This window comes from Acinetobacter sp. 70_2 (genome assembly GCF_056736115.1).
In genome coordinates this window covers 75,287-97,925 of the sequence record NZ_JBWZIP010000012.1, presented here as the reverse complement: position 1 = coordinate 97,925, position 22,639 = coordinate 75,287, and the positions used below count along the sequence as shown (strand labels likewise).

Genomic DNA, 22,639 nt, shown 5'->3' with positions numbered 1-22,639 from the left:
AATATAAGTTAATTTTATTCAACTATCCATGCGCATATGATGAAAGTGTTCCATTTCTTTAGTGCAGATTTAACATGGCAATTTCTCTTGCTGCCGAAACTCAGCCTCCCGCATTTAAGCTTTACCTATGTATTGCTATTACTGTCTTTTGTTGGGGCTATTCACCTATTGGCGTACATAGTGCCTTGCATTCATATACACCGCAGCATATTGCCTTGCTCCGCTTTTTAATCGCATCCGTTTTCTTACTTCTTTTGGTCATGAAAAAAAGAATTCAGCCATTAAAGTGGAAAGATGCTCCTGCGCTTGCTGTATTGGGTTTTTTCTCTGTAACGCTACATCACTTACTTATAAATACCGGGCAGCAGTATGTGACTGCGGTTGCATCTAGTATTTTGAGTCAATCTATTCCGCTATTCACTTTTATTATTTCAGCTTTGCTTTTTAAAGAAAAAATTAGTTTCAAACAGTGGTTGTGTATTTTGCTTGGCCTTTGTGGCGCCGTGTTAGTGGTTAGTGGAGATCATGGTTTTGGTATGCCGAGCCCTTACAGTTTGTTGATAGTGTTAGCAGCAATTGCGTGGGGCCTTTATTTTAATTTATATAAAAAATTTGCTTTAAATTATGATGCCTTGAGCATGATGTGCTACATCATCTGGTTCGGGACCATTCCTTTACTATTTTATAGCGCTAATCTACCGAATGAAATTTTACATGCCACTTGGCAAGCCAATATGTCAGTTGTCCTATTAGGTATTTTCCCAAGTGGAATGGCGTATGTGCTTTGGGGATATGTACTTAAAAATATGCCGTTAACGATTGCATCGAATTTTTTATATTGTTCACCTATTGTCGCAATGAGTTTGGCAGTGCTTTTCTTAAATGAAAAACCGTCAATGATGGTGCTTCTGGGTGGAGTAATTATTGTAGGGAGTTTGGTGTGGATGAATTGGGGGAATAGGCGTACTATCGAATAAGCTATGTCATGCGCTACTTGCTTTAAGAGAATGAGATGATTGTTGTTACCTTGACTTATAAAAAACCGTTAGCCGAAGTTGATGCTGTACTCAAAGAACATATTGCGTTTTTAGATCATTACTATGAGCAAAAGAAGTTTTTAGCGTCGGGGCGCCGGGAAAATAGAGTAGGTGGGGTGATTTTAGTTTTAAGTTCTTCGATTCAAGAAGCCGAAGAAATCATGAAAAATGATCCGTTTTATATTCATAATGTGGCCGATTATGATTTTATGTGGTTTGAGCCATCGAAAAGTTTAGAAGAAATTAAAGCATTTATTTAACGTAAAAAAATAAAGGGATCTATAAAAGACCCCTTTATTTAATAATGAACTAATTAACCCTGCAACACACTCACATCAGCAACAGCAGTAAACAAGTTACGTAACTGAGCCAATAAACGTAAACGGTTTGCTTTCAGGTCAGCATCATCTGCCATTACCATTACACCATCAAAGAATGCATCAATCGGCGCGCGAAGTGCTGCAAGCTTAGAAAGGGCAGCAGTGTAGTCTTTTGCTGCAAGTAATGGTTCAACTACAGGTGTAACTGCTTGGAGCTCAGCAAATAATGCTTTTTCAGCATCTTCGATCAAGTTTGCTTCAACTACAGAACCTTCTGGTGCAGCTTCTTTTGCGAGAATGTTAGCAACACGTTTATTTGCAGCAGCAAGTGCAGCAGCTTCAGGTAATGTACGGAAGTGGTTAACAGCATTTACGCGCTTGTCAAAATCAAGTGGAGATTTTGGTGCAAGTGCTTGAACTGCTTGAAGCACATCAACAGCAACACCTTGGTCTTCGTACTTAGCACGGTAACGACCTTCCAAGAATGCAACGGCATCAGCGCGAGTTTTGTCGTGGTCTTTAACGATGTCGCCATAACCCTGAAGTGCAAGATTAACTAACTCTTCAATTGTTACGTCTAGCTCATTTTCAATGATTAAACGTAAGATACCAATTGCTGAACGACGAAGAGCAAATGGGTCTTTAGAACCCGTTGGCGCTTGTCCAATACCGAAAATACCAACTAGGGTATCTAAACGGTCAGCAAGGGCAATGGTTGTACCTGTTTTGGTTTTAGGTAAAACATCACCCGCAAATTTTGGTAAATATTGTTCACCTAAAGCTTCAGAAACTTCAGTGTTTTCACCTTCAATACGCGCGTAGTAAGTACCCGCAATACCTTGAAGTTCTGGGAATTCACCAACAAGCTCAGAGGTTAAGTCACATTTAGCAAGTAATGCAGCTTTTTCAGCATCGGCTGGGTTTGCACCAGTGATTGATGATAATGCAATAGCAAGTTTTGCAATACGTGTTGATTTGTCCCAAAGCGTACCAAGTTGTGCTTGGAATACCATGTTTGCTAGTTTTTCTTTACGAGATGCAAGCGGTTGCTTTTGATCTTGTAGGAAGAAGAACTCAGCATCAGACAAACGAGGACGAACAACTTTCTCGTTACCTTCAATAATTTGAGTCGGGTCTTTAGACTCAATGTTTGAAACAGTAATGAAGTAAGGCTGTAATTTACCTTCGCTATTGATCAAGCAGAAATACTTCTGGTTGTCTTGCATTGTCGTAATGAGAGCTTCTTGAGGAACAGCAAGGAAGCGCTCTTCAAAATTTGCACGAAGAGCAACTGGCCATTCAACCAAACTTGTTACTTCATCAAGTAAATCCGCTGGAACAATCGCAGTCGCGTTAACTTCATCAGCTAACTTTTTCACTTGTTCTTGAATAGTTGCTTGACGTTTTTCAAAGTTCGCAACAACGTAAGCTTTTTCTAAAGCAGCTAAGTAGTCATTTGCATGCGCTAAAGTCACTGCTTCAGGTGCATGGAAGCGGTGACCATAAGTCACATTGCCAGCTTTGTGATCTTGAATCGTTGCGTCAACAATTTGATCGTCTTTGAGTAAAAGAACCCATTTCACTGGACGTACAAATTCGGTACGGCTTGCAGCAGAACGCATACGCTTAGCAATTGGTAAATTGTCTAACGCAGTTTGCAAAATCTGTGGAAGTAAAGCGTCAAGGCTTTGACCTTTTACATCTTTTAGATAGCAAACTTTTTCAACTTTACCTGCTTGGAAAGTAGAAAGCTGATCAACTGTAATGCCTTGACCACGCATAAAGCCTTCAAGTGCTTTAGTCGGTTTGCCTTCTGCATCGTAAGCTGCTTGAACAGCAGGGCCGTCAAAACGTTTTTGTGTATCAGCTTGAGCAGCATCGATATCAACAATTTTAAGCGCTAAACGACGTGGAGCAGCATAAGCTTCAACAGATGCGAAGTTTAAACCAGCTTCATTTAAGCCTTTTACCGTTTCTGCTTGTAGTGCATCACGTAACGTTTTTAAGCTTTTTGGTGGAAGCTCTTCACAGCCAAGTTCGAATAAAACAGTATGTTTGCTCATTAGTTTTTCTCCGCCTTTGCTGCTTCACTTTCAGCTTGTGCTTTTAACTGCGCCAATACTTCATCACGTAAGTGTGGTTCTGCCATTGGGAAGCCAAGCTCCGCACGTGCTTGTACATAACTTTGTGCAATAGCACGCGCTAAAGTACGTACACGTAAAATGTAACGTTGACGCTCAGTTACAGAAATTGCGCCACGTGCATCAAGCAAGTTAAAGGTATGAGACGCTTTAACCACTTGCTCATAAGCAGGAAGAGAAAGTTTTGCTTCAATTAAACGGTTTGCTTCTGACTCATAGAAGTCAAAGAGTTCAAATAATTTTTCAACTGGAGCGTATTCAAAGTTATAAGTCGATTGCTCAACTTCATTTTGATGGAATACGTCACCGTAAGTCACGGTACCGAATTGGCCTTTGGTCCAAACTAGGTCATAAACCGAGTCAACACCTTGAAGGTACATCGCAAGACGTTCTAAACCGTAAGTGATTTCACCTGTTACTGGATAACACTCAACGCCACCAACTTGTTGGAAGTAAGTGAACTGAGTCACTTCCATACCGTTGAGCCAAACTTCCCAACCTAAGCCCCAAGCCCCAAGAGTTGGAGATTCCCAGTTGTCTTCTACGAAACGAATGTCGTGAGTAAGCGTATCAATCCCGATCGCTTTTAAAGAATCGAGATAAAGCTGTTGGATATTGTCTGGGTTTGGCTTAAGTACCACTTGGAACTGGTAGTAGTGTTGCAAACGGTTCGGGTTTTCACCATAACGGCCATCTTTTGGACGACGTGAAGGTTGAACGTATGCCGCGTTCCAAGTCTCAGGCCCTAAAGCACGTAAGAATGTTGCGGTGTGGAATGTTCCAGCGCCCATTTCCATGTCGTAAGGTTGTAATACGACGCAGCCTTGTTCGGCCCAGTAGTTTTGTAGGGCAAGAATTAAACCCTGAAATGTATCAATATGCGAGATGGCGCGACTCATGTAGCATCCACGAATTTATGAGAAAAATTGCCCCTAAGTATAAGGATTTTGTGGGGGAGTGGCAAAGGCTTAATCAAAGGAATGCGCGATTAGCCTATTTGTTTTCGGCTTAGCCACTTCAAGCTTAACCAGTAGCAAAAGCTGGTAAATAAAATCATGAGATAAAAACTGTAGATCTTATAAATATCCCCCCAAGGAGAAGGGAATGAACCGACAAAAATTAAGCGCGTAATAGGGCTAATCAAAATCCAGATGACAGTTGCGCAGATAAAAATACTCATCAGATTTAAACGATTTTTACGAGTCAGAAAATAGGAAATGATATATGCGAAAGGAATAACTAGAAGGCCATAAAAAAGTAAATAAAATAAGAAATGGGCTAGTAAAATAACTCCAATCGAATAAAGGCTAAATTCAGCATTTAATATTATGACCCCTAAGGCAGATAAACTCAGCAATGGTATGGGTGCAAGCGCAAGTGCGTGAATAATCATTTTTTTGTTATATTGAAGCATATTAAAAATTATAGAACTGAGAAGAAGTTATGTTGAAATTTTGCTGCAAACTTATTGTTTTATCCAGTCTTTTCTGTAGTCCGTGGCTTCATGCGCAAACCGAAACTGATGAGCAAGATGAATACAATCAATGTGTAGACCAGACTATTAAAGAAATGAAGCTTGAAAGTATTAATAATATGGTCGTGTATAGTTGTTCTGAACAAGCTAAAAAGACTTATGAAGAAAAAATTGTTGCTCTGATTGATCAAATTCGTGCACAAAGCGAAGAATACAAACAGCCAGAACGTTACCAAGATATTTTAAAATCTCAGCGACTTTGGAAAGCCTATGTAGATCAGGAATGTAGTAATGCAGGTTCATACATTGGTTCACCGATGTATTCATATTGCCCAATGCAAGAGTATGAAAAGCGTGTAAAGCAGCTTGAAGAATACGTTAATTAAGCTGGTTCATTTTAAACGTCATCTCATGACGCTGAGCGTACTTTACTAGATTAAATTTAAGAATGCGAAATGATATTTTTTAAACGATGCCACAAATGAGTCGTTTGATATGTCTGATCGCATTCGAGAAAAACTACAGATTCTTGCTGATGCTGCTAAATATGATGTGTCTTGTTCATCAAGTGGCAGTGACCGTAAAAATAAAAATAAAGGTCTGGGTGATGCCAGTCATTCGGGTATTTGTCATAGCTATACCGAAGATGGGCGCTGTGTATCTCTCTTAAAAATTCTATTTAGTAATGTTTGTATTTTTGACTGTGCCTATTGTGTTTCACGCCGTTCTAATGACGTCCAGCGTGCAGCATTTACAGTGCAAGAAGTCGTAGATTTAACTATTAATTTTTACCGCCGTAATTATATCGAAGGGTTATTTTTAAGCTCAGGCATTTTTAAATCGGCCGATCATACGATGGAGCGTATGCTTCAAGTTGTGAAGAAGTTGCGCCTTGAAGAAAACTTTAATGGCTATATTCACCTAAAAACTATTCCGGGAGCATCGCCTGAATTGATTCATGAAGCAGGTTTATATGCTGACCGTATGAGTATTAATTTAGAGATGCCGACCGAAATTGGGTTAAAAACTTTTGCGCCAGAAAAATCACATCAGGAAGTACAAAAAGATTTAGGTTTAGTCCGTGACAGGCTCATTCAGCTTAAAGATGAGCGACAAATCATTAAGCATGTACCGAAATATGTACCAGCAGGGCAGACCACCCAAATGGTTGTTGGTGCTCATCAAGAATCAGACCAAGATGTCTTATTTATGGCAGACAAGCACTATAAAGAATTTAAACTCAAGCGCGTCTATTTTTCGGGTTATATCCCAATTAATACTGAAAATAATTATTTACCAGCAGTGGGTTCTGCACCGCCTTTGCTTCGTGAAAATCGTCTATATCAAAGCGATTGGCTGATGCGTTTTTACGGTTTTCAGGTCAATGAAATCGTCAATGAAAAACACCCAAATTTGGATCTTGATGTAGACCCGAAATTAAGCTGGGCTTTAAGGCATCCTGAACAGTTTCCGGTAGATTTAAACCGTGCAGATTATCAAATGATTTTGCGTGTACCGGGCATTGGAGTGAAATCGGCCAAGAAAATTGTGCAGGCTCGCCGTTTTGGAAAAATCCATATCGATTTACTTAAAAAACTAGGCGTGGCCTACCAGCGTGCAAAATTCTTCATTCGCTGTGAAGACAGTCCGAAATTCCAAAAGGAACTATCATCAAGTTTTATTCGACAGCAAATTTTAACGCAGGGATCTTCGAAATATGTGCAGCAACTCTCGCCACAATTAAGCCTTGGGTTTTAGCCATGTTTAATGAGGAAGTCGCTTACTATTTTGATGGTTCAATGGTTGGGCTGCTAAGCTGTGTTTTTCGTGCATTTCAATTTAAAGAATTACAGGTCAGGCTCTGTTTAAATGATGCGGCTCAACATGGCTTATTTGCCGATAAAATTGAGGTTGCAAATAACGAGCAACATGCCGAACGTGTGTGGTCTGCGCTACAAAAAAAGCTTTCATCTTCTTCGTTAAAACAATTTTATTTTGCTTATTTATCTGAATCTTTAGATGCCTATCAGCATTTATTTAATTACTGTATCTATGTGTTTACTAGCCATGTTTCCATAGAAAAAGATTATTTAAATCCAAGTGTGTTAGCGATTGCACAATGGACGAAAAAGGTCGGGCGAGAGAAGCATAGAATGGAGGCTTTTATTCGGTTTAAGAAAACTAAAGATGAGCTTTTTTTAAGTCTGGTTCGTCCTGATTTTAATGTTTTACCGCTTATCCAGCCGCATTTTAAACGGCGTTATCAAGATCAGCGTTGGCTCATTTATGATGAGCAACGTAAGTTTGGAATTTTTTATGATTTACGTGAAATACATGAAGTTTCACTCGAAGCTTCTGAGGTTGACCGTAATTTAAAAAATGGCATGAGTCAAAGTTTTCAGCTTGAGTTAGATGAGCAGGAAGTTTTGTATGATCAGCTTTGGAAAGATTATTTTAAGAGTGTAAATATTATAGAACGTCAGAATATCAAACTCCACGTGCAGTATTTGCCGAAACGGTACTGGCGTTATTTGAATGAAAAACTAATTGAATATTAAAGTTTTAAAATAGTAAGAATACGTTCAACAAGTTTTCTGATATTTAAAAGATATAATTTAAATGCACTTTATGTGGCTTTGGGCGTATACTTTTGCCCGTTATAAATAACGGCATATCCCCTAAGGTGTACTGTGAGTGTTATACAGCGAGAATGGTTACAGATTTTAAAGCCGAATTTTAAGGTTTTACCACTAAAAGAGCGATTGCTTTGCGGTATTGGAGCACTATGTGGTTTAGCAATTTCTTCCTTAATTAGTTGGTATGTTCTTGGCGGAATTAATGCTTGGTACATCGCGCCTATGGGGGCATCATCTGTTCTTTTATTTGCAGTATCAGCCAGTCCATTGGCTCAACCATGGAATGTTATTGTCGGTAATACATTAGCCGGAATTATTGGGGTTGCTTGTGCGCAATGGATTCCTGATTTAACTACAGCTTTTAGTGTGGCTGTTGGGCTTGCCATCTTTTTAATGATGACCACCGACTCTTTACACCCGCCGAGTGGAGCAGTCGCAATTACGGCTGTACTGGGCGGCGCTGCCATTCATAAATTAGGTTTTTATTTCGTTTTTTATCCAGTTTTACTCAACTCTTTGCTTCTACTCGGTTTCGCTATTTTCTTTAATCGATTGATTGGGCGACATTACCCAGTTACCGCACATTTAAATGAGCGAAGTAAGGATCCAACGCCAACTCAGAAAGTGTCGATTCAACCGAAAGATATTGAGTATGCATTAGAGCATCACACTGAACTGTTAGATATTAGCCAGTACGATTTAGAAAAAATTATTTTAGAAGCGCAAGAGCACGCTAATGAACGTATGGTGAACCAATATATCTGTCAGGATATTATGAGCCGTGATGTGATTAAACTACATGAAGATGATGATATTCATCAGGCATTAGATAAGTTTAAACAGCAGAATCTCATGAGTTTACCTGTGGTCAATGTAGAAAACCATTTGGTCGGAACTTTAGCGTTATATGAAGTCGTAGAATGGTTTAAAAGGGCAGCTGATCCAAGAAACTCTTGGCAGCATTATGTAAAGCAGATCATGAGTCGTCGAGTGGTTACTGTACTACCAACTCAACCTATTCAAGATTTAGTGCCATACTTTGTTGAAAAGTCGTTTAACTACATTCCTGTGGTTGAAGATCGTAAGCTTATAGGAATGATTAGTCGTGCAGATATGATCGCGGCTTTACAGCAACAGTTAAATCGAAAACTATAATTTTTAAAATAAAAAAAGCTACGGTTGATTAGGGGATGCAACCGTAGCGACCAAAATAAACTAAGTTATTTAATGTATTTGTTCTTCTCGTACAGTACGAACAGGTTGTTGATAACCTTGTACTTGTTCAGGCTGTCTTTTAGGAATGACTAACCATAAAACCAAGTAGACTAAAATCCCTGGGAAAGCCGCACTCATTACCGAAACCAATACGAAAATAATGCGTAATAAATTTGCGTTCCAACCAAAACGTTCAGCAATACCGCCCATTACACCGGCGATCATGCTTTGTCGGTTCGAGCGATATAAACCAGAATTGGTCATGTAGTTCTCCTCAAATATATAAATGACAAGGGATATTTATTTCCCTTGGTTAGTAGAAATATGGCGTCAAAATTAGCAAATTAAAGTCCGGTAAAACTAAAAATAGTTAAAATATGTAAATGGTTTAAATGAATGAAAGCAACATCAACTAAAATGCACTCTTTCGGGGCTGAAAGTGTTTGTAGCAGTGATGAGATCGTTCTTGAATCCTAGTTTGAACTGTAGCATTGCTGTTGTATGTAAATGATGTATATATCTTTGAAGTCGTCTGGTCTTTTAATGAAACATTTGGGTTTGGCTGCCATTTTATGTATAGGACTGAGTGCCTGTGATGCAAATCATGCCGATTCTAAGGATCACTCAGCGGTAGCAACGACCTCTAAACATGAAGATAGTTTAGTTAAAAGTACTACTGTGGTTAAAACTTTGGATGATGCCGCGGGACGAACTTTCTTGCCTGATGGTGTGCAAGATAAGACGTCAAAATTATCTGAAACAGATCAACAATATGCGGGTCGCTACCATACTCGTATTTCGTGTGAAGATAATTTTGCCGATTGTGAAACAGGTGAAGCAGAATATATTTTAAATTTATTACCTGATGGTACTGCGTATTGGAATGTTATTCATTTTGGCCGAATTAGTAATAAAGACGGTGCAAAAAGTGCAGCCATTAATCAATTATGTCCTTCTTTGACGTGGAAAGTTGATTCTGATGCTCATGAGTTAAAAATTCAATGTCCAACATCAGATGTTAATTTTTATTTTAATATTATTTCAAAACAAAAATTAATCGTAAATTTGGAGAAGTTGTTCTACAGCGATTATGGTAAAAATCGTGAATTTCTAGAACAAAACTATTTTGTTCCCACAAAAGCCTATGTGCTTAATAAAGAATAAAGTTAATTTTAATTCAATAAAAAAGAGCGCAATTTATATTGCGCTCTTTTGATTTTAATACTTACTTATTATTAGTAGTCGAAGCTAAAGTGTTCAACTGGTAATGAAGTAAGTGTACGAGACGTAGTCACCATTGATTCTGCATGACCTTGTGCACGTGGCAATAAACGGTCGAAGTAAAAATCAGCAACTTTAATTTTTGCTTTATAGAATTCAGGAGTTTCTTGGCCGTTACCTGCTTCTAATTTTTCAGAAGCAACCACAGCTTGTTGAGCCCAGAAATAAGCCATCATGACATAGCCTGAGAACATCAAGAAATCTACAGAAGCAGAAGATACGATGTCGCGGTCTTTACGTGCAGCAAGCATGATACGAACTGTTAACGTATTCCACTGCGCACAAAGCTTGGTTAAGTCCCAAGCAAAACGGCGTAAGTATTTATTACGTGCGTGAGCAGCACAGAATTTTAAGATTTCAGCAGTATATTCACGTACTACTTTACCTTTTGAACTTAACAACACTTTACGACCAATTAAGTCGAGTGCTTGAACGCCAGTTGTTCCTTCGTATAAGGTCGCAATACGTGCATCACGTGCGATTTGCTCCATACCCCATTCTTTAATATAACCATGGCCGCCATAAACTTGCATACCGTGGTTAGCAGCTTCTAAACCAAGTTCAGTTAAGAAACCTTTTAAGATCGGTGTATAGAAACCAAGTTTGTCATCGTAGTCTTCAAAAGCAGCTTGATCACCACGTGTTAACGCATCTGTCATTTTGTCAGCGATTTGTGCAGCGTAGTAAATCATTGCACGACCGCCTTCAGCGATTGCTTTTTGAGTTAAAAGCATACGGCGTACGTCTGCATGGTGAATGATTGCATCAGCAACTTTGTCTGGATCTTTCTTACCAGAAAGGGCACGCATAGACATACGGTCTTTAGCATATGGAAGAGCACCTTGGAAAGATAATTCAGCATGTGCAATACCTTGAACCGCAGTACCGATACGCGCTGTGTTCATGAAGGTAAACATTGCATGTAAACCTTTGTTTACTTCACCAATCAGGTAACCTGTTGCATTGTCAAAGTTGAGTACAGCAGTTGCAGACGCACGAATACCCATTTTGTGTTCGATTGAACCACAAGTCACTGTATTACGTTCACCAACACCGCCATCAGCTGTAGGCATAAATTTAGGTACGATAAACAAAGAAATACCACGTGTACCCGCTGGTGCATCTGGAAGACGCGCAAGCACAATGTGAATAATGTTTTCAGTTAAATCGTGTTCACCAGCAGAAATAAAGATTTTAGTACCCGTGATTTTGTAAGTACCATCTGCTTGAGGTTCAGCTTTAGTTTTTACCTGACCTAAGTCTGTACCACATTGAGGTTCGGTTAAGCACATTGTGCCGCTCCATGTACCTTCAACAAGTTTAGGCATATATGTTTGTTTTTGCTCATCTGTACCGAATTGCAAAATAGTGTTCATACAACCTGAACTTAAACCTGGGTACATGGTAAATGACCAGTTTGCAGTACCCATCATCTCTGATTTGATCAGGTTTAAAGACATTGGCAGGCCTTGACCACCAAATTCTTCAGGATAAGAAAGCCCTTGCCAGCCACCCATTACGAACTGATCATAAGCTTCTTTAAAACCTTTTGGCGTTTTTACTTCGCCGTTGTCAAAATGGCAACCTTCTTCATCGCCAGATTGGTTAAGTGGTGACAGTACGTTTTCACAATAATCGGCCGCACCTTCAAGAATCATATCTACAGTATCTGGATCTGCGCTTTCACCATTTGATAAAGTTTTATAGTGAGCAGGGTAGTCTAGTACTTCATTCATTAAGAAGCGGATATCGTGTAAGGGAGCTTTATATGCTGGCATGGCTTTAATCCTAATTTTGAATCATTGTGGGATTATCTCAATCGATGATTTGATTATTCACTCGCATGATAAAAATACAATGTTAATCACACCCGAAAAGAATGTCAGAAAAGCGAATTTTGTCGAAAATAAATACACTGGAAATTATATTTTCTGATAAAGTCAGGTCTTATACTTTTATGTGAAAAAACAACTAATTTTTTATTTTTAGCAAGTTTTGCTGAAAAGATAAAGCGATAAGGTTTTAAAAAAGGTTATGCATTTAAAATATCTCAGTTTATGTTTATTTAGTTTGGGCTTGACGGCATGTGCGCAACACAGTGTGCGACCACAAGTGGCATCTGCGAATTTAGAGCAAAAAGCTATTCAAAGCGTTAACGCGATGTATGAATATCCAAGTTACGATTATCGCGGAAACTTTAAAATTACGGTTGATCCATCACAAATAAAGCAAAACTCAAAAGCTGAAAATACACCTAAGCTTAATGCTGAATTACAAAAGAAAGTTGATCAGTATCTACGTGAGCAAAAAGTTAGCTTAAGTAAAGCGCAGAAACAGACCTTATATGCAGCTATTGCAAATGAACAAGGCGATTTGGGACTGACCTCATCAGCACGTTCTGACAAAGTAAACGCCGTATTAATTAATTTATTAAATGATCTTCAATTTAGCTATGACGGCTCAATTCATTATCGTCAAAAAATGGGCTCATTTAACCTAACTGCCAGATATGAAAAGCCAACGCTATTGGTTCAGGCAAAATTGCCAATGGTGCTTGATTTAGAAAATTATAAGTTTTACGTAAATTACTTCGGTTTAATGCCGTATTTAGTCAATAAAGAAAATCAAAACAATTTAGCTTATATTGATTTTTCAAAGTACAAAGACTTCTTTAAAAATGTCGATATGAAGAAGTTTATTGAATATGTTAAATCATCTAGTGCGGTCTCTTATCGTTTGGCTGACCCGCAAAACTTACAACGCGTATCTCTGACAGATACTGATCGTAAGGCTGGGGCTGTTGATAAAATTCGTTTAAAAACTACGATTGAAGAATTACTTTTAGAAGTTGAGTTGTATGGTCAGGTCAATGATAAGTACCTTCAAAAAAGTGTTTTAGGTTTCGACAACGAAAAGATGGCAGAAAAAGTAGCCAATGAGCTTGCTGCTGCTGAAGCGAAAAAAGGAGCTGCTGATAAAGAAGAACAAAAAGTTTCTTCGGATGATGCCGCTGCTGTAAGTCAGGAACTATATAGTTTAATCAACGCACACTTTGATGGTGCTCTTTCTTCATCAGATGATGAAGGTGAAGATAATTTAAGTGCGGCAGCACAAGCTCCGGAAGCTGCAGATGCTTCGGCTTCTGAAGACGAAGATGTCAGTGAAGCAGCAGATGGTGTACAAGATGCACAAGCTGAAGATGTTGTAAACCTCACTGAAGATCAATGTATTGAATTAAAATCACTGAAGGAACCTGTTGCTTTAGGTGATATTAATTATTGCCAAGTCTACGGTATAGATGTGCTTGATCAAAGCGCTGCAAGTGCTGAAAAAGTTCAAACCAAGTCTCGCCGAGATGCTTTAAAACAAACTTTTGAAGCTTATAACCAAAACCAGTTTATCAATGATGAAGCATTCAAAGCACTATGGCTAAAACACAAAGCCGAGATTGAACAAGCTTTACCGAAGCAAAGAAATCCAATTACGATTGATGTAGCTTTAGATGACAAAGGCCGTGCAGTGAACATGACTTATGATGTTGCTTATACGCCAGCTGAGTTTAAACACAGCTTTAATATTAAAGCGGATGTGCAAATTTTAAACTACGGTAAAGCAACCTCAATTGATCAGCAGCAACTTAAACAAGCCAAGTCTGTAGCTGAAGCAAGTAAAGGCTCTATGCTGGAAAACTTTATTAAAGGCTTTGGAGAAAAACTTGGTCAAGGTGATGTGTTAGAGCATCCAGTAGGCACACATAGTGATGTACAAGATTTAGATACAAATCTGGCTGTACTTGCAGATAAAACCTATGATGCAACGCATGCTTATGACAAAACTTATAAAGCAGTATTTATTGCCAAATTGACTGCCGAAAAACCGTCATATATTAAGTATTACTCTGTTCAACAGCTACAAGAAATTGCTGAGGTTTATGCTTACTGGTTCTCTGAGGAAGATACTTATAATCCTCAAGGAAAGGCTTTAGAACGTATTACAGCTTTACAGCAAAAGCATCATCTTGAGCAAGATGAGCAGTTTGATCATGAATTAGGTCGTGCTGTAGATCATATTGTAATAGAGACTATACAAGGTAAAGCAGGGCGTGAAGCTTGGCAGAAACTACAGAAACAATATAAACAGCCAGCTCAACTTTTCTCAAAACAGTATCAGTTAGAATTTGAAAAACAAAACGGTGTTTCTGCTGAAGAAAAGCATTTGTTATCAGAAACGGCTGATATTTTAGGGAATGTCTATGTAGCCGCTCGTAAACAACAGCTTACGGAAAAAACAATTCAGAAATTAAAACCTGAACATAATGAATTTATTGATTATGAAATTTTCCGAGATGTTTATAAGCAAATGGTTGCTGCTAAAAAATAGTAAATAAGATAAAAAAAGAACCTACTTTAAGTAGGTTCTTTTTTTGTTTATAAGAAATCTTTTAAGTCTGGTCTTACACCATTCCAGATATAAAAAGCTTCAATCGCTTGGCCTACTAACATGCCAAAACCTTCTGCATAAGGCACATTACGTTGTTTAGCTTGATCTAGGAAACTAGATGGCTTGCCGTAAGCCATTTCGTAAGCATGTTTGAATTGTAATTTTTCAGGTAACTGTAAAGCATCGCCTGAAAGGCTTGCAGAAGTCGCATTAATTACAATATCAAAATTCCCTTCTAAGTCATTTAGGGAAATTGCTTGTAGTTGAGCTTGCGGAACTGCTGTTTTTAAGTCATCTACAAGTTGCTCTGCACGAGCCAGAGTTCGATTTGCAATAACGATTTTTTTAGCGCCAGCTTGTACAAGTGGATAAATAACACCACGAGTTGCACCACCAGCCCCTAAAATTAAAATAGTTGTATTATCAAGGTTCCATTCTAATGCTTGAATTGCGGCAACTAAGCCTTGACCGTCAGTATTGTCACCATGCAATTTGCCATTTTCCATCCATAACGTATTTACAGCTTTAGCAATTTGGGCACGCTCAGTTAACACATCACATAAAGCATAAGCTTGCTCTTTAAACGGAACGGTAACGTTCATACCACTTCCACCTTCTGCAAAGAAACTGCGCATGCTTGATTCAAAGCCATCGAGAGGGGCCAGTCGTTTTTGATAGTCGAGATCAATACCTGTTTTTTGAGCGAAAGCATGATGCAATTCAGGAGAGCGTGATTGTTCGATCGGGTTGCCAATTACTGCAAACTGTTTGGTCATTCTTGTATCCAAAATTTTAAAATGGCGTAAAGCAGATAAAGCCTATACTGAATATTCAGCAGGCCTCACTATAAGTCAAATTGGCACAAGAAAAAATATTAGGAGGGTGTCAGAAAACTTGAAAAATAAAAAAGGAGATTCTTTAGGGTGGAAGCCAAAGAATCCCCAAAACAAAAAAATTAAGCGACTTTTTCTTTTAAACCTAACCAATCACGAGGTTTTAAGTAATAGTCAGTTAAACGCTTCTCTGGAGAGTCTTCATCCCATTCAGGACGATAAGACCATGCAGCTAAATTAGGAAGACTGACTAAAATAGATTCGATACGGCCACCTGTTTGTAATCCAAACAACGTACCACGGTCATAAACCAAGTTATATTCAACATATCTGCCGCGGCGATAAAGCTGAAATTCTCGTTGAGCTTCGGTATAAGGTTGTTCACGGTGTTTTTCGAAAATTGGCAAAATGGCATTTAAATAACCGTTGCCTACAGCTTGAATATATTTAAAGCAAGTTTCGAAATCCCAGCAATTTAAGTCATCAAAAAATAAACCACCGACACCGCGCTGTTCGTCGCGATGCTTTAAATAAAAGTAGTCATCACACCATTGCTTGTGTTCGTTATAAACATTGTCGCCAAAAGGTTTACATAGGTCATAAGCAGCTTGATGCCAATTTAAAACATCTTGGTCATCTGGATAAAATGGCGTTAAGTCAAAACCACCACCAAACCACCAAATTGGATCTTGTCCTTCACGTTCTGCAACGAATAAACGGACATTTGCGTGAGAGGTTGGAATATTTGGGTTTTTAGGGTGAATAACTAAAGAAACACCGAGTGCTTGAGCTTTAGCACCTGCAATTTGAGGGTGACGTTCAGTAGCAGATGCAGGAAGTTTGCTAATGTTGATGTGAGAAAACATTACACCGCCTTTTTCGATCACTGTACCATTTTGCAGCACACGTGAACGACCGCCGCCGCCTTCTGGGCGTTCCCAATCATCAATAATAAATTCTGCCGTACCACCGCCAGCTTTTTCTTGTTGTTCTAAACCAGCGCAAATACGGGCTTGTAAATCGAGGAGAAATTCGCGGACACGTTGAATATCTGTGGAAGTCGGATGTTGCATAATGACCCTCAAAGATGATTGATATAAATTAAATACATCAAAACATAAAACCATAAAAAAAGTAAGGGATTTTTTCTAAATCTTGAAAAAATCCCTTAAACATTGTTTTTAAACTTTACACCTGAAATCAAAAATCATCTTTTTGATAAAGGTGATCCATTCTTTCACGCTTGGTTTTTAAATATTGTTCATTAAAAGGATTACGACCTACGGTTAACGGTACACGGTCTACAACGTTAATACCTTGATCTTTGAGTGCCTGAATTTTCAAAGGATTATTGGTAATTAACTTCACTTCTTTTACTTTTAAGTGGTCGAGCATGATGCTGCACATATCGTAACGACGTGCATCGGCAGGTAAATTCAGTAGTAAATTAGCATCTACAGTATCGTGTCCCTGATCTTGTAGGGCATAAGCACGAATTTTATTGGTTAAACCAATTCCACGACCTTCTTGGCGTAAATATAGAATTACGCCTTGTCCTGCTTCATTGATGAGTTTTTGAGTGGCTTGTAGTTGTGGGCCACAATCACATTTTAATGATGCAAAAGCATCACCTGTTAAACATTCAGAATGTACACGGACTAAAACAGGGCCTGTTGGCGGATTTTCTAACCCTTTAGAAAGTGCCACATGTTCTTCACCTGTTGCTGGATCTTGAAACACAGAAATATTGAATTCACCAAAAGCGGTCGGGAGTTTTGATGTTGCAATGAACTCTATAGGCACAGATTAACTCATCTTTTAACCGAAAACGGTTTAAAGTATAGCGTAATGCTGGGAGATTGGTCGAATTGTCATAATCATTTTGCACACTAAGGTTTTCTTTTTTGTATAAAGAAGACGATAATAGTTGATAAATAGTCAGATTATTCAGGATAATCTGCCAACCATACCCATAATGTATGAGAGACTGCTTTGCATGATCTCGTTCGCAAATGTGGCTGATTGAAGGTGACTTCATTCGATTGTATGATCGACCCATTTTGACCCAGCTTAGGATTTGCCAGGCTTATAAAGGCTTTGCCACATATGTTGTATACCGAAATTCCAACTCAACGCCCTGTTACGCCATTGTTAGATGCAATTGATCATCCTCAACAATTACGTCAGCTCGAGCATAGTCAACTGGTTCAAGTGGCTGATGAGTTGCGTCAATATATTTTATATGCAGCAGGCCAGAGTGGTGGCCATTTCGGTGCTAACCTCGGCGTGGTTGAGCTGACGGTTGCGCTGCATTATTGCTTTAATACACCAAATGACCGTTTAGTTTGGGATGTGGGTCATCAAGCATATCCACATAAAATCCTGACTGGTCGCCGTGAACAAATTACAACTATCCGTTCAAAAAATGGTTTAGCAGCTTTCCCTGCTAGAGAAGAATCGGTTTTTGATACCTTTGGGGTAGGGCATTCATCAACAGCCATTTCAGCTGGCTTGGGTATGTCACTTGCACGCCGCTATCAAAATGACCCATGTGAAGTTGTTTGTATTGTGGGTGATGGTGCAATGACTGCAGGCATGGCATTTGAAGCCATGAACGATGCTGTCGCACATGATGCTGACTTGATTGTTGTACTTAATGACAATGACATGTCAATTTCTTGTAGTACTGGTGGCTTTGCTAAACATTTAGCTGCAATTTGGGAAAAAGGTCATTTAGTCAATGTAGATGAACATGGTGAGGCTTACATTCAACCTCACCCAAAATGGACCTATAACTCTCGGTTACACCAATCAGCAACTGATGCAGCAGATAATCTATTTAAAGCAATTGGTTTTGATTATTTTGGGCCATTTGATGGGCACGACGTTACTCAGTTGGTTCAAGTGTTCAATGCGCTTAAAAAACGTAAAGGCCCACGTTTAGTTCACGTTTATACTAAAAAAGGCAAAGGCTTTGCTCCAGCGGAAGCTGACCCGATCACTTATCATGCGATTGGCAAAATTAATGCTGCTTCAGGCGGTAAAACACCGCCAAAGTATTCCGATGTCTTTGGTGAATGGTTGTGTGACGAAGCTGCTCAAGATGAGCGTTTACTTGCGATCACGCCTGCCATGTGTGAAGGCTCGGGCATGGTTAAGTTTGCCAAGCAATTCCCACAACGTTTCTTTGATGTAGCCATTGCAGAGCAGCATGCTGTGACGCTTGCAGCGGGTATGGCATGTGAAGGCCTAAAACCTGTTGTTGCAATTTATTCGACATTCTTGCAGCGTGGTTACGATCAACTTATTCATGATGTTGCATTACAGAATCTTGATGTAACTTTCGGGATCGACCGTGCTGGTTTAGTAGGTGAAGATGGCCCAACACACGCAGGTGCATATGACTATGCTTATATGCGTACTGTACCGAATATGGTAATTATGGCGCCAAAAGACGAAAATGAATGTCGTCAAATGCTTCATACAGCTTATGCCTATAATGGCCCTGCCGCAGTACGTTATCCACGTGGTGCTGGTGTTGGTGTCGAAATTCAAAAAGAAATGACTGTTCTTGAATTAGGTAAAGCTGAAATTGTTGTAGAAATTAAACCAAATAGTGATGAGCAAATTACAGTTCTAGCATTTGGTAGCCGTGTCATGGTTGCTATAGAAGCTGCCGAGCAACTTGCACAAAAACACGATGTTGGTGTGCGTGTCGTAAATATGCGCTTTGTAAAACCGCTTGATGAACAAATGATTCGAGATTTGGCTGAACATACTCATTTGTTCGTGACAGTTGAAGAACACGCGATTATGGGTGGTGCAGGTAGTGCTGTGAATGAGTTTATGGCGCAAGAGCAAATTGTGAAACCTATCATTAACTTAGGTTTGCCAGACTCATTCCTGCATCAGGCTTCGCATAATCAAATGCTGCAAGATTGTGGTCTAGATGCTAAGGGTATTTTGAACTCAATTGAGAGAGCTTGGCTTAAGCAAAATCAGGTCGTTTAAGCCTTTAATAAAATTTTTGAAACATTTTTTCCCATAAAGCGCATTCATTTGCTAAAATGTATGCGCTTTTATGCATTATTCTTTGTCAAAATCTTCAAATTTGTATTGTAGTGGGTGTTCAATGGAACCTATGGTGGTTATGGCTGCGCGTGCGGCTCAAACAGTTGGTCAAGAGCTTTTAAAAGCGCATCAAAATCGTCATAAACTCGATTTGCAAGTTGAAGAGAAAGGCATTGATGGCCCGGTAACACGTGTAGATCGTTATTTAGAACAATTAACGATTGATACGTTACGTAAAAGTTATAAAAACCATAGCTTCTTAGGTGAAGAGTTCGGTTTGCAAGAAGGCAAAGGCCATGATGCAGACTGGTGCTGGGTAATTGACCCACTTGATGGCACGCAAAACTTTATTAATGGTTTCCCTCATTTCTGTATCTCTATTGCAGTTCAACATAAAGGCGTTACTCAACACGGCGTAATTTACGATCCTGTACGTGACGAGTTGTTCTCTGCAAGTCGCGGTCGCGGTGCGGTAATGAACCAACGCCGTATTCGTGTAAATGTAAAAGATAGCTTAGAAAATACATTCTTGGCAGTAGGTCACCCTTACCGTGCTAAACGTGCTGGTGAAATCGTATCTTATGCAGAGCAGCACTTTGCTTCATTATTAGCTGTGACTCAAGCGGGTGCTCAAATCCGTCGTGGTGGTTCAGCTGCTCTCGACTTAGCTTATGTTGCTGCTGGTCGTTTCGATGGTTTCTTTGAACTTGGTTTAAAACCATGGGATATCGCTGCTGGTGAGCTTATTATTAAAGAAGCGGGCGGTGTAGTGGTTGATGCTCGTGGTGGAAATGATTCACTTGAAAATGGTCAAGTGATTGCATGTTCACTTAAAATGTTAAAGCCATTAATGCAAACAGTTGTTCCTGCTTGGGACAAAGCTGCAAAATAATTTAGAAATGCTTTCAATGTTAAGACCCTCTTTTTATAGAGGGTTTTAACTTTTTAATGATCGGTAAAATACAAATAATAGTAGAAATAACGATAAAGTTGATTAAAACACATGACTTTTAAATTCTTTCTGCTATAATCCGCCCACGCACTTAAATTTCCGTTCATTACCTGAACATTCTGTTCTATTCATTGTAAGCGCACGCTGTCCATAGAGAGGACCATTTCTTGCGCCCCGATCGCTCAGCGATTCTTCAGGTTCGGCCGTAATCAAGCGTGCGTTTAATCCACATCGTCGTTACTCGGATTGCCGCTGAATAATAAGGTTCAGCTAATTTTGCTTTGCCGCTTTGTGCCGATGTCTATTTTGTACTTATTAAAAATGGAGCACCCACTAGGGTGAAACTCTCTATGAGCAAAACTTTTGCCGAATTTTCTTTGCATGAAACCTTACAACAAGCGCTTGAAGGTTTAGGTTTTACTACCCCGACTCCTGTGCAAGAACAATCTATTCCTGCAGCTTTAGAAGGTAAAGACCTTTTAGTTTCTAGCCAGACTGGTTCTGGTAAAACTGCTGCATTCTTGTTGCCGACATTAAATAACTTGGCAGGTCAAGAAACTTTCGTTCCGTTCAAAGAACGCATGAAAGCTGTAACACAACCGAATATTTTAGTAATTTCACCAACTCGTGAATTGGCGCAACAAGTAAGCCAAGATGCAATCGCATTTGTACGTCACATGAAAGGTGTTCGTATTGCTGCCATCATGGGTGGTATGCCGTTTGCTAAACAAATCCAACAGTTAAAAGGCGCGCAAGTTGTTGTTGCAACACCAGGCCGTTTACTTGACTTGGTAAATCGTCGTCAAATTAAATTAGACCAAGTAGATGCTTTAATCGTTGATGAAGCGGACCGTATGCTTGACCTAGGTTTCTCTGAAGACTTAGAAGCAATTAGCGAATTAGCGGCTAACCGTAAACAAACATTAATGTTCTCTGCAACATTTGCTGATCGTATTATTCGTCTTGCAGCATGCATGATGAAAGATCCAATGCGTATCGCAATTGAAACAGGTCATTCAACCAATACAGATATTACCCAAACATTGCATTGGACTGATGGCTTTGAGCACAAGAAAAAATTACTTACTCACTGGTTAAGTGATGAAAACTTAGATCAAGCTGTAGTTTTTGCAAGCACTCAAGAAGACACTGATATGTTGGCTGAAGAACTTGCAGAAGCAGGTCATTCAGTTGTTGCACTTCACGGTGCAATGCCACAAACAGTTCGTAACCGTCGTTTACGTAGTATCCGTGAAGGTCGTGCGAAGATCTTAGTTGCAACTGACGTTGCTGCTCGTGGTCTTGACGTACCAACTATTTCTCACGTAATTAACTTCGGCTTACCAATGAAGCACGAAGACTACGTACACCGTATTGGTCGTACAGGTCGTGCTGGTCGTACAGGTCAAGCGATTACTTTAGCGACTTATCGTGAACGCGGTAAGATTCGTGCACTTGAAGAATATTTAGAAGCACGTTTAAGTGTTTCTGAAATTGAAGGCTTAGAGCCATCTCCACCTCCTGCTCGTTCAGGTCGTGACGGTGGTGGTCGTGGTCGTGGCGGCAACGGTGGTCGTGATGGTCGTCGTGGTGGTGGCGGTTTTGGCGGTGGTCGTCGTTTTGAAGGCGAAAGCAACTTCAAACGTCGTGAAGGTGGTCGTGATGACCGTCCACGTCGTAGCTTCGATGACAAACCACGTGGTGATCGTCCATTCGGTGGTGAAGACCGTCCGCGTCGCGAGTTCAATTCTGATCGCCCACGTCGTGAGGGTGGTTTTGAGGACCGTCCACGTCGCGAGTTCAATTCAGATCGTCCACGTCGTGAAGGTGGTTTTGAAGACCGTCCAAAACGTAGCTTTGGTGGTGAAGATCGTCCACGTCGCGAGTTCAACTCTGATCGCCCACGTCGTGAAGGTGGTTTTAACGATAAGCCTCGTTTTGATTCAAATGATGACAATCGTGGTAACCGCGTAGACTATAAACCACGTCGTGAAGGTGGTTTCGGTGACCGTCCAAAACGTAGCTTCGGTGGTGAAGATCGTCCACGTCGTGAAGGTGGTTTTAATGACAAGCCACGTCGTAGCTTTGACGACAAACCACGTGGTGAGCGTCCAGCGTTTGGTGGCGAAGATCGTCCAAAACGTAGCTTCGGTGGTGAAGATCGTCCGCGTCGTAGTTTTGATGATAAACCGCGTCGTAAATTCGACCGTTAATCTTAAAAAGATTTAAAAAAAAGGCC

The 22,639-nt window shown here is 39.7% G+C and carries 19 protein-coding genes; 11 read left to right on the top strand and 8 right to left on the bottom strand.

All coding sequences use genetic code 11. The features are described from left to right. Nucleotides 1–74: 74 nt before the first annotated feature. The gene (locus AC1PJ9_RS04265; protein WP_311086495.1) at nt 75–977 is read left to right on the top strand and encodes a DMT family transporter; all 903 of its coding nucleotides are present in this window, start codon (nt 75–77) and stop codon (nt 975–977) included. Between the two features lie 35 nt (nt 978–1,012). Then, entirely contained in the window at nt 1,013–1,297 is a 285-nt protein-coding gene (locus AC1PJ9_RS04260; RefSeq protein WP_311086494.1) for a YciI family protein, read from the top strand. 53 nt (nt 1,298–1,350) lie between these two features. On the opposite strand, the gene glyS is transcribed toward AC1PJ9_RS04260, so the two are convergent. From glyS to AC1PJ9_RS04245, 3 genes are all read right to left on the bottom strand, one after another. Then, complete coding sequence (gene glyS, locus AC1PJ9_RS04255; protein WP_311086493.1) at nt 1,351–3,420, bottom strand: glycine--tRNA ligase subunit beta; 2,070 nt, start codon at nt 3,418–3,420, stop codon at nt 1,351–1,353. Further along, nucleotides 3,420–4,397 (bottom strand): glycine--tRNA ligase subunit alpha, encoded by a 978-nt coding sequence (gene glyQ / locus AC1PJ9_RS04250; RefSeq protein ID WP_002044989.1) that lies wholly within the window; start codon nt 4,395–4,397, stop codon nt 3,420–3,422. Before glyQ ends, glyS begins: the two co-directional genes overlap by 1 nt. 89 nt (nt 4,398–4,486) lie before the next feature. Next, the gene (locus AC1PJ9_RS04245; protein WP_311069758.1) at nt 4,487–4,912 is read right to left on the bottom strand and encodes a hypothetical protein; all 426 of its coding nucleotides are present in this window, start codon (nt 4,910–4,912) and stop codon (nt 4,487–4,489) included. 29 nt (nt 4,913–4,941) lie between these two features. Between AC1PJ9_RS04245 and AC1PJ9_RS04240 the strand changes: the two genes are divergently transcribed. The 4 genes from AC1PJ9_RS04240 to AC1PJ9_RS04225 all read left to right on the top strand — a co-directional run bounded on the left by AC1PJ9_RS04240 (nt 4,942) and on the right by AC1PJ9_RS04225 (nt 8,763). Further along, nucleotides 4,942–5,358, top strand: a complete 417-nt coding sequence (locus tag AC1PJ9_RS04240; protein WP_311069757.1) for a lysozyme inhibitor LprI family protein — start codon at nt 4,942–4,944, stop codon at nt 5,356–5,358. A 109-nt stretch (nt 5,359–5,467) separates the two neighbouring features. Then, complete coding sequence (locus tag AC1PJ9_RS04235) at nt 5,468–6,730, top strand: putative DNA modification/repair radical SAM protein (RefSeq protein ID WP_151823145.1); 1,263 nt, start codon at nt 5,468–5,470, stop codon at nt 6,728–6,730. Nucleotides 6,731–6,732: 2 nt separating this feature from the next. Next, nucleotides 6,733–7,530 (top strand): TIGR03915 family putative DNA repair protein, encoded by a 798-nt coding sequence (locus AC1PJ9_RS04230; RefSeq protein ID WP_311069756.1) that lies wholly within the window; start codon nt 6,733–6,735, stop codon nt 7,528–7,530. A 132-nt stretch (nt 7,531–7,662) separates the two neighbouring features. Continuing rightward, nucleotides 7,663–8,763: an HPP family protein gene (locus AC1PJ9_RS04225; RefSeq protein ID WP_311069755.1), complete on the top strand. Its 1,101-nt coding sequence runs from the start codon at nt 7,663–7,665 to the stop codon at nt 8,761–8,763. Between the two features lie 69 nt (nt 8,764–8,832). Here the strand turns inward: AC1PJ9_RS04225 and AC1PJ9_RS04220 are convergent, their stop codons facing one another. Continuing rightward, complete coding sequence (locus tag AC1PJ9_RS04220) at nt 8,833–9,087, bottom strand: PspC domain-containing protein (protein WP_002052345.1); 255 nt, start codon at nt 9,085–9,087, stop codon at nt 8,833–8,835. A gap of 243 nt (nt 9,088–9,330) precedes the next feature. Between AC1PJ9_RS04220 and AC1PJ9_RS04215 the strand changes: the two genes are divergently transcribed. Next, complete coding sequence (locus AC1PJ9_RS04215) at nt 9,331–9,987, top strand: DcrB/PsbP domain-containing protein (RefSeq protein ID WP_263614673.1); 657 nt, start codon at nt 9,331–9,333, stop codon at nt 9,985–9,987. A gap of 71 nt (nt 9,988–10,058) precedes the next feature. Here the strand turns inward: AC1PJ9_RS04215 and AC1PJ9_RS04210 are convergent, their stop codons facing one another. Then, nucleotides 10,059–11,882, bottom strand: a complete 1,824-nt coding sequence (locus AC1PJ9_RS04210) for an acyl-CoA dehydrogenase C-terminal domain-containing protein (RefSeq protein WP_174747979.1) — start codon at nt 11,880–11,882, stop codon at nt 10,059–10,061. Nucleotides 11,883–12,138: 256 nt separating this feature from the next. Here AC1PJ9_RS04210 and AC1PJ9_RS04205 point away from each other — a divergent pair, with 256 nt between their 5' ends. Continuing rightward, the gene (locus AC1PJ9_RS04205; RefSeq protein ID WP_311086492.1) at nt 12,139–14,484 is read left to right on the top strand and encodes a hypothetical protein; all 2,346 of its coding nucleotides are present in this window, start codon (nt 12,139–12,141) and stop codon (nt 14,482–14,484) included. A 47-nt stretch (nt 14,485–14,531) separates the two neighbouring features. Here the strand turns inward: AC1PJ9_RS04205 and aroE are convergent, their stop codons facing one another. From aroE to ribA, 3 genes are all read right to left on the bottom strand, one after another. Continuing rightward, nucleotides 14,532–15,320, bottom strand: a complete 789-nt coding sequence (aroE, locus tag AC1PJ9_RS04200; RefSeq protein ID WP_311086491.1) for a shikimate dehydrogenase — start codon at nt 15,318–15,320, stop codon at nt 14,532–14,534. A gap of 179 nt (nt 15,321–15,499) precedes the next feature. Further along, nucleotides 15,500–16,450, bottom strand: coding sequence for an oxygen-dependent coproporphyrinogen oxidase (gene hemF, locus AC1PJ9_RS04195; protein WP_019457803.1), 951 nt, complete (start codon nt 16,448–16,450; stop codon nt 15,500–15,502). Nucleotides 16,451–16,577: 127 nt separating this feature from the next. After that, nucleotides 16,578–17,180 carry a GTP cyclohydrolase II gene (gene ribA, locus AC1PJ9_RS04190; protein ID WP_001121170.1) on the bottom strand — a complete coding sequence of 201 codons (603 nt, stop codon included), beginning with the start codon at nt 17,178–17,180 and terminating at the stop codon, nt 16,578–16,580. A gap of 303 nt (nt 17,181–17,483) precedes the next feature. On the opposite strand from ribA, the gene dxs reads away from it, so the two are divergent. From dxs to AC1PJ9_RS04175, 3 genes are all read left to right on the top strand, one after another. Then, complete coding sequence (gene dxs, locus AC1PJ9_RS04185) at nt 17,484–19,388, top strand: 1-deoxy-D-xylulose-5-phosphate synthase (RefSeq protein ID WP_311086490.1); 1,905 nt, start codon at nt 17,484–17,486, stop codon at nt 19,386–19,388. A 121-nt stretch (nt 19,389–19,509) separates the two neighbouring features. After that, nucleotides 19,510–20,340 carry an inositol monophosphatase family protein gene (locus tag AC1PJ9_RS04180; RefSeq protein ID WP_000433617.1) on the top strand — a complete coding sequence of 277 codons (831 nt, stop codon included), beginning with the start codon at nt 19,510–19,512 and terminating at the stop codon, nt 20,338–20,340. 410 nt (nt 20,341–20,750) lie between these two features. Continuing rightward, nucleotides 20,751–22,613: a DEAD/DEAH box helicase gene (locus AC1PJ9_RS04175; RefSeq protein ID WP_311069750.1), complete on the top strand. Its 1,863-nt coding sequence runs from the start codon at nt 20,751–20,753 to the stop codon at nt 22,611–22,613. Nucleotides 22,614–22,639 lie beyond the last annotated feature (26 nt).

Coding starts and splice junctions, on each gene's coding strand:
- glyQ (WP_002044989.1), bottom strand. CDS start 4,397: ATGAGTCGCGCCATCTCGCATATTGATACATTTCAGGGTTTAATTCTT.
- AC1PJ9_RS04175 (WP_311069750.1), top strand. CDS start 20,751: ATGAGCAAAACTTTTGCCGAATTTTCTTTGCATGAAACCTTACAACAA.
- AC1PJ9_RS04215 (WP_263614673.1), top strand. CDS start 9,331: ATGATGTATATATCTTTGAAGTCGTCTGGTCTTTTAATGAAACATTTG.
- AC1PJ9_RS04220 (WP_002052345.1), bottom strand. CDS start 9,087: ATGACCAATTCTGGTTTATATCGCTCGAACCGACAAAGCATGATCGCC.
- AC1PJ9_RS04180 (WP_000433617.1), top strand. CDS start 19,510: ATGGAACCTATGGTGGTTATGGCTGCGCGTGCGGCTCAAACAGTTGGT.
- AC1PJ9_RS04210 (WP_174747979.1), bottom strand. CDS start 11,882: ATGCCAGCATATAAAGCTCCCTTACACGATATCCGCTTCTTAATGAAT.
- AC1PJ9_RS04235 (WP_151823145.1), top strand. CDS start 5,468: ATGTCTGATCGCATTCGAGAAAAACTACAGATTCTTGCTGATGCTGCT.
- AC1PJ9_RS04230 (WP_311069756.1), top strand. CDS start 6,733: ATGTTTAATGAGGAAGTCGCTTACTATTTTGATGGTTCAATGGTTGGG.
- AC1PJ9_RS04205 (WP_311086492.1), top strand. CDS start 12,139: ATGCATTTAAAATATCTCAGTTTATGTTTATTTAGTTTGGGCTTGACG.
- glyS (WP_311086493.1), bottom strand. CDS start 3,420: ATGAGCAAACATACTGTTTTATTCGAACTTGGCTGTGAAGAGCTTCCA.
- aroE (WP_311086491.1), bottom strand. CDS start 15,320: ATGACCAAACAGTTTGCAGTAATTGGCAACCCGATCGAACAATCACGC.
- AC1PJ9_RS04240 (WP_311069757.1), top strand. CDS start 4,942: ATGTTGAAATTTTGCTGCAAACTTATTGTTTTATCCAGTCTTTTCTGT.
- hemF (WP_019457803.1), bottom strand. CDS start 16,450: ATGCAACATCCGACTTCCACAGATATTCAACGTGTCCGCGAATTTCTC.
- AC1PJ9_RS04245 (WP_311069758.1), bottom strand. CDS start 4,912: ATGCTTCAATATAACAAAAAAATGATTATTCACGCACTTGCGCTTGCA.
- dxs (WP_311086490.1), top strand. CDS start 17,484: ATGTTGTATACCGAAATTCCAACTCAACGCCCTGTTACGCCATTGTTA.
- AC1PJ9_RS04260 (WP_311086494.1), top strand. CDS start 1,013: ATGATTGTTGTTACCTTGACTTATAAAAAACCGTTAGCCGAAGTTGAT.
- AC1PJ9_RS04265 (WP_311086495.1), top strand. CDS start 75: ATGGCAATTTCTCTTGCTGCCGAAACTCAGCCTCCCGCATTTAAGCTT.